This is a genomic window from Bradyrhizobium sp. USDA 3650, assembly GCF_054057395.1.
Genome location: NZ_JBSRZG010000001.1, coordinates 6261600 through 6274356, shown reverse-complemented (window position 1 = coordinate 6274356; position 12757 = coordinate 6261600). Strand labels below are relative to the sequence as shown.

At 64.3% G+C, this 12757-nt stretch carries 10 protein-coding genes; 1 reads left to right on the top strand and 9 read right to left on the bottom strand.

Features of this window, described 5'->3' with window-relative positions; genetic code table 11:
- Window positions 1–40: 40 nt before the first annotated feature.
- From ACVIN2_RS29475 to ACVIN2_RS29435, 9 genes are all read right to left on the bottom strand, one after another.
- Entirely contained in the window at window positions 41–1534 is a 1494-nt protein-coding gene (locus ACVIN2_RS29475) for an amidase (RefSeq protein ID WP_456768265.1), read from the bottom strand.
- A 16-nt stretch (window positions 1535–1550) separates the two neighbouring features.
- Window positions 1551–2348, bottom strand: coding sequence for an FAD binding domain-containing protein (locus ACVIN2_RS29470; RefSeq protein ID WP_456768264.1), 798 nt, complete (start codon window positions 2346–2348; stop codon window positions 1551–1553).
- A gap of 12 nt (window positions 2349–2360) precedes the next feature.
- Window positions 2361–4748 (bottom strand): xanthine dehydrogenase family protein molybdopterin-binding subunit, encoded by a 2388-nt coding sequence (locus tag ACVIN2_RS29465; RefSeq protein ID WP_456768263.1) that lies wholly within the window; start codon window positions 4746–4748, stop codon window positions 2361–2363.
- 2 nt (window positions 4749–4750) lie between these two features.
- Window positions 4751–5242: a (2Fe-2S)-binding protein gene (locus ACVIN2_RS29460; RefSeq protein WP_456768262.1), complete on the bottom strand. Its 492-nt coding sequence runs from the start codon at window positions 5240–5242 to the stop codon at window positions 4751–4753.
- Window positions 5243–5263: 21 nt separating this feature from the next.
- Window positions 5264–6370 (bottom strand): ABC transporter ATP-binding protein, encoded by a 1107-nt coding sequence (locus ACVIN2_RS29455; RefSeq protein WP_456768261.1) that lies wholly within the window; start codon window positions 6368–6370, stop codon window positions 5264–5266.
- Window positions 6371–6378: 8 nt separating this feature from the next.
- Window positions 6379–7299 carry an ABC transporter permease gene (locus ACVIN2_RS29450; RefSeq protein ID WP_456768260.1) on the bottom strand — a complete coding sequence of 307 codons (921 nt, stop codon included), beginning with the start codon at window positions 7297–7299 and terminating at the stop codon, window positions 6379–6381.
- Entirely contained in the window at window positions 7296–8174 is an 879-nt protein-coding gene (locus ACVIN2_RS29445) for an ABC transporter permease (protein WP_456768259.1), read from the bottom strand. Before ACVIN2_RS29445 ends, ACVIN2_RS29450 begins: the two co-directional genes overlap by 4 nt.
- An 82-nt stretch (window positions 8175–8256) precedes the next feature.
- The gene (locus ACVIN2_RS29440; protein ID WP_247358416.1) at window positions 8257–9606 is read right to left on the bottom strand and encodes an ABC transporter substrate-binding protein; all 1350 of its coding nucleotides are present in this window, start codon (window positions 9604–9606) and stop codon (window positions 8257–8259) included.
- A 264-nt stretch (window positions 9607–9870) separates the two neighbouring features.
- On the bottom strand, window positions 9871–11172 hold the full coding sequence (locus ACVIN2_RS29435; RefSeq protein WP_456769827.1) for an MFS transporter: 1302 nt from the start codon (window positions 11170–11172) through the stop codon (window positions 9871–9873).
- A gap of 368 nt (window positions 11173–11540) precedes the next feature.
- Between ACVIN2_RS29435 and ACVIN2_RS29430 the strand changes: the two genes are divergently transcribed.
- On the top strand, window positions 11541–12755 hold the full coding sequence (locus ACVIN2_RS29430; protein WP_456768258.1) for an ABC transporter substrate-binding protein: 1215 nt from the start codon (window positions 11541–11543) through the stop codon (window positions 12753–12755).
- The last annotated feature ends 2 nt before the right edge of the window (window positions 12756–12757 follow it).

Sequence of the window (12757 nt, the reverse complement as noted above, 5' to 3'; positions counted from 1 at the left end):
CTCCGATGCAATCCGACCTCTCCCCGCAAGCGGGGCGAGGTTAAGGCGCCGCTTTCGTGCGCGCGGGACTTTCGCGGAGCGCCAGTGACGGCCAGAAGTTTGCCCAGGGCTGGGCCGCTTCGAACGCAGCGGCGATGCGGAAGATCGTGGGCTCGTCGAGCCAGCGCGCCACGATCTGCAAGCCGATCGGCAGCCCATCGCGATCGAAGCCGCAGGGCAGCGTCGCCGCCGGAAGACCGGCGAGGTTGATCGGCCAGGTGAAGGGCGACCAGCCGAGATGCGGATCGACCTTGCCGCCGTCGATCGTCTCGACGCCGAGGCGACCGGCCTCGAACGCGGTCACCGCGACGGTCGGCGTCACCAGCGCATCGACTCGCTCGAAAAGCTTCAGGAAGCCGCTGCGAGCCTGGCCGCGGCGATACCCCGCTTCGATATAGTCCGTGCCGCTGTAGCGTCGGCCTGCACTGATGACGTCAAGATAATCTGCTTCGGAGCTGGCGAGATCGGCTGTGGTCTTGCTCGAGACCGCGGCCGCCTGTTCGGTGAAGGCGATCGGCTTCAGCGTGTGCTCGAGGATCCCGGGATCGAGGCCCGGACCATCCATGGTGACCTGCGCGCCGCAGGCATCGAGAATGGCCAACGCCTTGCCGAACGCCGCGCGTACATCGGGGCTGACGGCGGCGTAGCCTAGATCGACGCTGGCGCCGATACGAATACCGCTCAACGGCTCGGCCTTCGTGTCGAACCGCCGCGCCGCCACTGGCAGGCTCGCGGGATCGCGCAGATCGTAGCCGGCGATGATCTCCAGCATCAGCGCAGCATCGGCGACCGTGCGCGTGATCGGCCCGGTATGCGCGAGCGAGCCCCAGGACGGTGGCGAGAAGCCGGGCGAACGCGGCACCAGGCCAAAGGTCGGCTTCAGGCCGAACACACCGCAGAAGGACGAGGGCACGCGGATCGAGCCGACGCCATCGGTTCCGATCGCGATCGGACCGCAGCCGGCGGCAACGCCCGCCGCCGCCCCGCCGCTCGATCCGCCACTGGTGCGACCCGGGTTCCAGGGGTTGCGCGTGGTGCCGGTGACCGGGCTGTCCGCCGTCAACTTGTAACCGGACTCGCAGGTCGTGGTCTTGCAGGTGACGATTGCACCCGCCTCCTTCAGCGCCGAGACAACCGCGGCGTCGACATCGGGCACGAAGGCCTTGTTCATCGGCGAGCCGCCATAGGCCGGCACGCCCGCGACAAAGACCAAATCCTTGATCGTCACGGGTATACCCGCGAGCGCCCCCTTGGTCTCGCCGGCACGCATCTCCCTGGTGAGACGATCGGCCTCCGCCCTCGCCTGCTCGTACATCGGCGTCACCACCGCGTTGCAGGTCTTGTTCGTCACCTCCAGCGCGGCAATGGTGTCGTCGACGACATCGCGCGGCGTGAACGCCTTGCGCCGGTAGCCGGCCAGGATCTCGGTTGCCGAAAGCGAGCCAAGGCCAGTCGGCGCCGGCGGGAAGGCCGTTCGGCCGGAACCATCAGTCATCATCAACCCTAAAGAGCTAGCTGAGCGCCGCGTCGACGGCGCGCTTGGCCATGACCGTGACGAGATGCGCACGGTAGTCGGCTTCGGCATGGATGTCGGAGGTGAGACCGTCGGTGTCGATCTTGATCGCCGCGATCGCGGACGGATCGAAACTTCGAGACAGTGCTTCTTCCATCGGGGGAACGCGGAATACGCCGGAGCCCGCTCCGGTCACGGCCACGCGAACGCCATCGGCGAATTTCGCCGCGAACACGCCGACCAACGCATAGCGCGACGCCGGCGCCTTGAACTTGGAGTAGCCCGCCTTGACCGGCACCGGAAAGCGGATCGCCGTGATGATCTCGCCTGGTTCAAGCGCGGTCTCGAACAGGCCGCGGAAGAACCCGTCGGCCGCGATCTCGCGCGTGCTGGTGACGACGGTCGCCCCCAATCCGAGCACACCTGCCGGATAATCGGCCGCTGGATCGTTGTTCGCGACCGAGCCGCCGATAGTGCCGCGGATGCGGACGGCGGGATCGCCGATCATCGAGGCCAGCGCGGCGAGACCGGGGATCTTCGCCTGGACCAGCTTCGAGGCGGCCACCACCGCATGTGGCGTCATCGCACCGATGGTGATAGTGGCGCCGTCGTCGCTGATGCCCTTCAGATGTCCGAGCCTCGACAGGTCGACTAGGGCGGGCGGACTGGCGAGCCGCTGCTTCAGCGTCGGGATCAGCGTCATGCCCCCGGCGACGAGCTTGCTGTCCTCGATCGAGGTCAGCAGTTTGGCCGCATCGGGAATTTCGCTCGGCTGATGATAGGCAAACGGTTTCATGGTTGTTCTCCCCTATTCCGCGGCGACTGGCAAGGACGCGTTCTGCAGCAGGCGCCAGATCCGGTTCGGCGTCGCCGGCATGTCGACATGAGTGACGCCGAGATGCGACAGCGCATCCACCACCGCGTTGATGACCGCTGCCGGTGAACCGATGGTGCCGACCTCGCCGCAGCCCTTCACGCCCATCGGCGTGTGGGTACACAGCGTCGAATGGGTCGCGATGTTCATCATCGGCATGTGGTCGGCGCGCGGCATGCAATAGTCCATCAGCGAGCCCGACAGCAGCTGTCCCGAGCCCTCGTCATAGACCGCGTTCTCGTACAGCGCCTGACCGACGCCCTGCACGATGCCGCCATGCAACTGGCCCTCGACGATCATCGGGTTGATGACGGTGCCGACGTCGTCCACGGCGGTGTAATTGACCAGCGTCACCGTGCCGGTTTCCGGGTCGATCTCGACCTCGGCAATGTGGCAGCCGCCGGGATAGGTGAAGTTGACGGGATCATAATAAGCCTGCTCTTCCAGTCCCGGCTCCAGCACTTCGAGCGGATAGTCGTGCGGCACGTAGGCGGCGCCCGCGATCTCCTCGAACGTCTTCATGCGGTCGGTGCCTGCGACCGAGAATTTTCCGGCCTCGAACTGGATATCCACTTCGGCCGCCTCAAGCAGATGCGCCGCGATCTTCTTGCCCTTCGCGACCACCTTGTCCGTCGCCTTCGACAGTGCCGCGCCGCCGACCACCAGCGAACGCGAGCCATAGGTGCCCATGCCGAACTGCACGCGGTCGGTATCGCCGAACACGATGTCGACATTGTCAAACGCGACACCGAGCTTTTCCGAGACGATCTGCGCGAACGTCGTCTCGTGGCCCTGGCCGTGATTGTGCGTGCCGATCATGACCGTGACCTGGCCGGTCGGATGCACCCGCACCGTGGCGCTCTCATAGAGCCCGCCGCGCGCGCCCAATCGTCCCGCGAAGCGCGACGGCGCGAGGCCGCAGGCCTCGACATAGGTCGAATAGCCGAGCCCGCGGAATTTGCCCCTGCGCGCCGACTCCGCCTTGCGGATACCGAAGTTCTTGACGTCGGCCGCGACAAGCGCGCCGTCGAGACACCCCATCGGATCGCCGGAATCGTACTGCACCAACACCGGCGTCTGGTACGGATAGGCCTCCTTCGGGATCATGTTGCGTCGGCGGATCTCGACCCGGTCGATCCCCATCTCGCTGGCTGCGACATCGACGATGCGCTCCAGCACGAAGGTCGCCTCGGGACGGCCGGCGCCGCGATAGGCGTCGACCGGAACCGTGTTGGTGAAGACCACCTTCACGTTGCAGTAGATTGCCGGCGTGGTGTAGACGCCGCCGAGCAGCGGTCCGTAGAGATTGGTCGGGATGTTCGGCCCGAAGGTCGAGAGATAGCCACCCATATTGGCGAGCGTGTTGACGCGGAAGGCCAGAAACTTTCCGGTCTCGTCCAGTGCGAGTTCGGCCTCGGTGACGTGATCGCGGCCGTGGCGATCGGAGACGTAGCCTTCGGAGCGGCTCGCAACCCATTTGATCGGCCGCATCACGCGCTTGGCGGCCCAGGTGATCACGGCCTCCTCGCCGTAGTGGAACTGCTTGACACCGAAGCCGCCGCCGACATCGGGCGCGACCACGCGCAGCTTGTGCTGCGGAATGTTCAGCACCAGCGCGCCCATCAGGAAGCGCACGACATGCGGGAACTGGCTGGTGGTCCACAGCGTGAAACGATCGGTGCCGGGCTCATATTCGGCGATCGCCGCACGCGGCTCCATCGGGTTGCCGATCAGCCGGTTGTTGACGAGGCTGAGCTTTGCGACATGCGCCGCTTTCCGGAACGCGGTCTCGACCGCCGCCTTGTCGCCGAGCTCCCAATCGCAACAGATGTTGTTCGGAACGTCGTCGAACAATTGCGGCGCGCCGGGCCGCACGGCTTCAAGCACGCCGACCACCGAGGGTAGCACCTCGTAGTCGACCGTCAGCAGCTCGGCTGCCGCGCTAGCCTGCGCCGGCGTCTCCGCGACGATGAAGGCAACCATGTCGCCGACGAAGCGCACCTTGCCCTGCGCCAGCATCGGGAACGGCGGCTCCTTCATCGGCACACCCTTGGCGTCCGTGATACCCCAGCCGCAGGGCAGCGAGCCCAGCTTGTCCGCGGCGGCATCCTCGCCGGTCAGCACCGCGATGACGCCGGGCGATGCGAGTGCCGCACTCTTGTCGATCTCGCGCAGGATCGCGTGTCCGTGCGGCGATCGCACGAACACACCCGCCGTCATGCCCGGACGCTTGATGTCGGACACGTAATTGCCGCGGCCGGTGAGGAAGCGCTGGTCCTCTTTCCGTTTCGGTGAGGCGCCGATCCCGATCACATTGCCCATGGTCACTCTCCCCTGGCGGCGTTCATGGCGGCAGCGCCTGCTATCACCGAGACGACGATGTTCTGATAACCGGTGCAGCGGCAGATGTTGCCTTCAAGGCCGTGGCGGACGTCGGCTTCCGACAAGTCCGGCTTCTCGGTCGCGAGCGCCACCGCCGTCATCAGCATGCCGGGCGTGCAAAAGCCGCATTGCAGACCGTGATGCTCGCGAAACGCCTCCTGCATCGGATGCAGCCGGTTCGAACCCGGCGCATCTTGCAGGCCCTCGATGGTGAGCAGCGTCGCACCGTCGAGCGCAGGCGCCAGCAGCGTGCAGCTCTTCACCGGCAGGCCGTCGAGATGCACCACGCAGGCGCCGCACTGGCTCGTGTCGCAGCCGATATGGGTGCCGGTGAGATTGAGCTGCTCGCGCAGCAGCTCTGCGACGAGCGTCGCCGGCTCGACATCGACAGTGGTTGGCCGTCCGTTGAGTGTGAAGGATATCTGCACGATCATACTCCTGTGCGCGACGGGTCTTTAGGCGAGTGGAAGCGCGCTGCCGGTGGCCCATGTGGCCATCACGACGTCGCCGACGGTGAACGGATCCGCGAAGAAGGTCTTTTCCGGCACGTAGGCGACGAACGCGTCGTCCGGCACGGTGTCGAGCATGACCTTGACGAAATAGCCCTGGTATTCGATCGCGAGCACGCGGCTCGGCAGCGAATTGGAGCAGCCCGGCGGCAGCTCCCTGCCCGGCCGGACCAGCGCGACATCGTCGCGGCGCACGGCGATATCGATCTTGTCACCGACGCTGACCGTGGACCGCGCCTGAAGCGGGACCTCGATGCCATCAGGCGCCGCCTGCGCGAGCGTAAAGGTCGAACCGTTGACCTTCTCGACCCGCCCCGACAGCACGTTCTGCCCGCCCATGAACTCGGCGACGTAACGATCATGCGGATGGGCATAGACGTCGCGGGCCGCGCCCGCCTGCTTGATCCTGCCCTGCTCCATCACCACCACCAGATCGGCGAGCGCGATTGCCTCGAGCTGGGTGTGGGTGACGTGGATGAAAGTAATGCCGAGCTCCTGCTGCATCCGCCTGAGCTCCTGGCGCATCTGCACGCGGAGCTGCTCGTCGAGCGCGGAGAGCGGCTCATCGAGCAAAAGCACCCTCGGCTCGGTGATCGCGGCGCGCGCCAGCGCCACACGCTGCTGCTGGCCGCCGGAGAGCTGCGCCGGCAGGCGGTCGGCGAACTGCGTCAGACGCACCTTCTCGATCATGGCATCGGCTGCGCGCAGGCGATCGGGCTTCGACATGCCGCGCACGCGGAGCGCAAAGGCGATGTTCTCGCGCACGGTCAGATGCGGGAACAGCGCGTAGGACTGAAACATCATCGCGGTGCGCCGCTGCACCGGCGCGAGGCCGACGACGTTCTGGCCGCCGATCACGATCTCACCGGCGGTCGGGTCCTCGTGGCCGGCGATCATGCGCAGAATCGTGGTCTTGCCGCAGCCGGACGGACCGATGAAGCAGCAATAGGCGCCGTCGGCGATCTTGAGGTTGACGCCGTCGACCACATTGCTGACGCCGTCAAAGCTCTTGCAGATGCCCGCCAGTTCGATATCGCCGCGATCGCTCTTCATTTCCCAGCTCAACCCTTTGTGCTGCTGCCGCGTTTCTTCTGGATCAGCACGATGCTGCCCAGGCTCGCGCCGATGACGATGAAGGAGACGATAGTGGTCACGGTGCCGAGCGCATAGAGCGAGGGCGAGGTGACGTTCAGGGTCATGCTCCAGATCTCCAGCGGCAGCGTGTTCAGTGAGCCCGCAGTCTGGAGGCTGCGGGCGAACTCGTCGTAGGAGAGCGTGAAGCCGAACAGCGCGACCGCGACCAGGCCGGGCGCCAGCACCGGAATCATCACCAGCCGGATCGATTGCCAGCGGCTGGCGCCGAGATCGTAGGCCGCCTCCTCCCAGACATGGTTGAAGCGCGACATCACCGCGAACATCACGAGCACGCCGAACGGCAGCGTCCAGGACAATTGCGCGCCAAGCGCCGAGGTGTACCAGCTCGCATTGAGCCCGAGGGCCTGGAACAACAGACCGGTGCCGAGGCCGAGCACGAGACCCGGAGCGACCAGGCTGCCGATCATCATGTAAAACACGACGGTGTCGCCGCGAAAGCGCTTGCGAAAACCGAGCCCGGCGAGGAATGAGACCACCACCGTGATGACAGTGACGATGACGGCAAGCTTGATCGAACGGTCGAACGAGCCCTTGACGTCACCGGTCCGCACCTGGGTGAAGAGATCGACGAACCAGTGCAGCGAAGTGCCCTTCATCGGGAACACGAGGCCGCCACGAATGTCCTGGAACGACAGGACGTAGATGCAGAACATCGGGCCGTACAGCGCGATCACATAGAACCCGAATAGCGTCGCCAGAACATAGAACGTCCACGGCCGGCCGCCCTTGCTCGGTGCAATCGCGTTGGTCGTCGCCGGCGCGACCGTCTTTGACATGTCAGTCTTGGAAATGTCAGTCTTGGGCATGTCGGTGAGAACCGCGCTCATCGCGTGATCTCCTGCCTGATGTCGACGGTGCGCAGGATCAGCGAGACGATCGCGACCAGCACCAGCGTCAGCAGCACCGCGCTTGCCGCCGCGGTCGGATATTGCAGCACGCCGACGTCCTCGTAGAACGCGCTGACCACCGAGGCCGAGCCGCCGCCGGACATCACCTTGACGACGAAGAAATCGCCCATCACGATCGAGACGACGAAGATGGTGCCGAGCGCGATGCCGCTCTTGGACATCGGCACCACGATCAGGCGCATGATGTCGAAACGGCTGGCGCCTGCATCGATCGCGGCCTCGATCAGCTTCTTGTCGATCCGTGCCATGGAATTGAAGATCGGCACGATCATGAAAATGGTGAGCTGGTGGACATAGGCGATGACGACCGCCAGGTCCGAGAACAGCAGCACTTCCAGCGGCTGGCGGATCAGGCCGAGCCCCAGCAGCGCCTGGTTGATCAGGCCTTCCTTGCCGAGCAGCGGAATCCAGGAAATCATCCGGATGATGTTCGAGGTCCAGAACGGCACCGTGCAGAGCAGGAACAGACCAATCGCCAGCAGTTGGTTGCGAACGTGGAAAACCAGGAAGTATGCGACGAAGAAGCCGATGATCAGCGTAAATATCCAGGTCAGCACCGTGAACTTGATCGTCGCCAGATACAGCTTCAGCGTCAGCGCTGAATGCAGCACCTCGACATAGCTTGCGAGCGTGAAGCCCGGCGTCAGCCCGCCAAAGCCGTCGGTGGCGAAGAAGCTCGCGGCCAGCACGACCAGGATCGGCGCCACGAAGAACGGTACGAGTACCAGCACGAGCGGCGACACGTAGAGCCAGCCGGCGAGATTTGCGCGTGGTGGGGTTTGACTGGTCTGCATGTTGGCAAACGCCTCGAACTCGGTCTTTTCGCACCGGCGCATCGCCGCGCCGGCGCTTCGTTCACGTCAGGTGAAGCAGGTTTCAGGCCACCTTGAAGTCGTTCCAGCGCTTGTTCATGTAGGCAGCTTCGTCCATCAGCGTGTTCCAGCAGGAGATGTTCTTGACGCGGTCGAGGAACGAGCCGCCGTCACGCTTGGTGCCGCTCTTCTCCATCGGCACGCCATAGGGGTCGTTGACCACCTCGGGCGCGGGCTGGCCCTCGTACCAGAACGCCCATTCGGCCGGCGTGAGGAATTTCTTCGCAGTCGAAGGCACCGGGCTGTAATAGCCGTAGCGCGCGACGAAGCCGCCCTGCCATCCCGACAGATACCAGTTGAGATATTCGTAGGCCGCGTCCAGCTTCTTGCCGGAGAGATGCTTCATCAGCCCCATGCCGTTGCACCAGCCGCGATAGCCTTCCTTGCCGTTCTTGATGTTGACCGGCGCGTAGACGCAGGGGATTTCTTTCACGCGTACCGCGGCAACCGCCGGCGACCACATCGACTGGATGACCACTTCGCCCGCCGCCATCAGCTGCACCGACTGGTCGAAGGTGGTCCAGGTCGCGCGGAACTGGCCCTGCTTCTTGAGCTCGATCAGCTTGTTGCAGGTGAAGTCGATCTCCTCCTTGGTCATGTTGCCCTTGTTGCCGTACTTGATCAGCCCGGCGCTTTCGAAGCAGAGCGCGGCGTCCATGATGCCGATCGCGGGCACGTCGAGAATCGCGGCCTTGCCCTTGAATTTCGGATCGATCAGATCCTTCCATTCCGTGACTTCATGGCCGACGAGGTCGGGGCGATAGCCAATGGAGTCGGCGTTGTAGACCTGCGGCAGGAAGGTCGCCCATTCGGTCACGCCGTCGTTCAGATCGGTCGAATCCGGCTTGGCGATATACATCGCTTCGTAGGGCGAGATGCCCTGGCGCGGGATCTTGTGACCGTCGATCTCGCCCTTGGTGAAGATCGGCAGGATGTTGTCGAACTCCTTGACCTTCTTGACCTCGATGCCCTGGATCACGCCGCGCTTGGCGGCGAGCTTGGCCTGCCAGCCCTCGAGATCGGCGATGTCGACCGTATTAGGCTGGCTTATGAAGCGGTTGATGGCGGCGGAGGTGTCGAGGTTCTGCATCGTCACCTTGAAGCCGAGATCCTTGGCCGCCTGGTCGCCGATCGCCTTCACCACCGAATAGGACACGCCGACATGGCGCAGCTCGATATCCTTGATCTCCTGCGCCCAGATCGTCGGGAACCCGCGGATCGCGTCCGATCCTGCCGCCGCGCCGGCCACCGCCGCGGCGCCCTTCAACAGCGTGCGCCGGCTCAGCTTTTTCGCAGGCTTGTCGCTCGTCCCCGCCGGATTGGCAGTGGATGTCCCCTTGTCCCTGTCAAGCATGGCAACCCTCGTTGGCTACGATGAACGCTGCGCACCGGTCGCCATTGACCGGCTGCGGATGTGATCAATTGCGAGGGAGGCTATGGGCGGGATGTTGTGAAGTAAAATTGGAAGTAAAAATTCGCCGCATAAACGCGGCTAATGGTTCGCCCCGCTGCATCGGCTTTTGGCAGCGCGCATAAGAAGGCGTCAGGACCTGCATACAAAAACGATAGCTTCGAACGTGCGGGCCCGTTCGCGCGGCAGACGTGATGAAGGCGGTGCTCAGGACCTGAGCTGGTCCCGCGCCGTCTCCGGCGCCATCAGCGTTGCGATGATGGTGATGACCGACAGCGCGATGATGTAGACCGACACGGCCCAATAAGAACCGGCCCATGCCAACAGTGCCGTCGCAATCAGCGGCGAGAAGCCGCCGCTCAGCGCGGCGGCAACGTTGGCTCCCAGCGATGCGCCGCTGTAGCGCACCTGGGTACGGAACAGCTCCGGCATGAAGGCCGCCTTCGGCCCGAACAGCAACGCATGCGTCAGTGTCATCGTGACGACGAGCGCGAGCGTGATCAGCGCCGGGTCCCTGGTGTCGAGGAACCAGAACAACGGAAATGCCAGCGCCACAGAGAACACACCGCCGGCGAGATACAGCGCCTTGCGGCCGAAGATGTCGGACAGCCAGCCGGCGAGAGGCAGCGTCGCGAGTTCGACGAGCGCGGCATAGACCACCGCGTTCAGGATCACCTGCCGCGGCAGGCCGAGCTGCGTCGTGGCATAGACCACGGTGAAAACAGTGAGGAGATAAGCGAGCCCGACTTCGGACACCGTGATACCGATCGCCAGCAGGAAGCTGCGCCAGTCGCGGCGCAGGACTTCCAGCGCCGGCTGCGCCAGAACCTCCTTGCGCTCGAGCACCTCCTTGAAGTGCGGCGTCTCCGCAAGTTTCAGCCGCACGATGAAGCCGACGCCGACGAGCAGGATGCTGATCAGAAACGGGACGCGCCAGCCCCAGCTCAGGAAGTCCGCCTCGGGCAGCTGCGTCATCAGACCAAAAATGCCGGTGGACGCGGCGACGCCGACGGGGAAGCCGATCTGCACCAGGCTGCCGTAAAAGCCGCGGCGGTTGCCGGCGTGCTCGGCGACCATGACCACGGCGCCGCTCCACTCGCCACCGAGCCCGATGCCCTGGACGAAGCGCAAAATGACGAGGAAGATCGGCGCCCAGACGCCGATCTGGCTGTAGGTCGGCAAGCAACCGATCAGGAACGTGCCCAGTCCCATCGCGATCATGGTCGCGACCAGCATCTTCTTGCGGCCGAGCCGGTCGCCATAATGCCCGATGATCGCGCCGCCGATCGGCCGCGCGACGAAGCCAACCGCATACGTCGAGAACGCCGCCAGCGTGCCGACGAAGGGATCGAAGCTCGGGAAGAACAGCTTGTTCAGAACCAGCGCCGCCGCCGTGCCGTAGATCAGGAAGTCATACCACTCGATCGCGGTGCCGAGCGCGGCTGCCCACACCACATGCGCCGTCGTCGATTTCTCCGCCGCACTGGAGACTCCCGCTGCTGCCGTCATTGCCATGCCCCACAATTTCCGGGTGGCATCATGGCTAATCATGATTGAGGTTGCAACTTGCGGGAGTGTTAGTTCTCCCCAGATCACGGTGCGAGATTTTCGCGCCACTTCCTCCTCACCGTCATCCCGGCCTAGTGCGCAATTGCGCACGGGGGGCCGGGACCCATAACCACAGGGAGGAGTTTGGCGAGGACGCGTGCTCCGGTACTGCGACCGCCCGGCATCCAGAGATCACGCGGTATGGGTCCCGGCCTTCGCCGGGACGACGTGGAACTTTTATTCGCTATTGACAAACTAATTCGCCAATATCTAATTTGCCTTCACAATAACCAGCCGCGCCAAGCGGCCATAAACGAGAGGGAACGACGATGAGAGGGCTTTTGGCCTGCGCCATGCTCGCGGCCATGACTTCGGCTGCCATGACCACCGTTGCGAACGCGCAAATCTCCGACGACGCGGTGCGGATCGGCGTGCTGACGGATCTGTCGAGCTGGGGCCGCGACAACAGCGGGCCGGGCTCCGTGGAGGCGGCGAAAATGGCGGTAGAGGAGTTCGGGCCCACCGTGCTCGGCAAGCCGATCGAGATCATCAGCGCCGACCACCAGATGAAGACCGACGTCGGCGTGCAGATCGTGCGCGGCTGGCTCGACAACGGCAAGGTCGATGCCGTCGTCGACATCCCCAATTCCGGCATCGCGATCGCCGTCCACAACATGGTGCGCGAGCGCAACAAGATTGCGCTGCTCTCCGGCCCCGGCGCGAGTTCGCTGACCGACGAGCTTTGCAGCCCGAACACCGTGCACTTCACCTACGATACCTACGCGCTGTCGAAGGTGACGGCCTCCGCCGTGATCAAGGAAGGCGGCAAATCCTGGTACTTCATCACCGCCGACTACGCCTTCGGCCAGCAGCTCGAAAAGGATGCCACCCGCTTCATCAACGAGATGGGCGGCAAGGTCCTCGGCGGCGTGAAGCACCCGACCAACACGGCCGATTTCTCCTCCTTTGCACTCCAGGCGCAAAGCTCGAAATCGGACGTGGTCGCCTTCGCCAATGCCGGCCAGGACACCGACAATGCGATCAAGCAGTCCGGCGAGTTCGGCCTGGTCCAGGGCGGCCAGAAGCTGGTCGGCCTCCTGATGTTCGACACCGACGTGCACGCGATCGGCCTCAAATCCGCGCAGGGCACCTACATGACCACGGCGTCCTATTGGAACATGGACGAAGCGACCCGCGCCTGGTCGCGGAAATTCTACGAGCGCACCAAGGTGATGCCGACCATGATCCAGACCGGCGTTTACGGCTCGGTGCTGCATTATCTCAAGGCCATCAAGGCCGCCGGCACCGATGATCCCGCCAAGGCGATGGCCAAGATGCGCGAGCTGCCAATCGAGGATACATTCGTCCACGGCGGCAAGTTGCGCGAGGACGGCCGCGTCATTCGCGACATGTATCTCGCCAAGGTGAAAACACCCCAGCAGTCCAAGGAACCCTGGGATTATTTGGAGATCATCAAGACGGTGAAGGGCGAGGACGCCTTCCGCCCGGTCTCCGAATCCAAATGTCCGCTGCTCAAGAAGTGAGG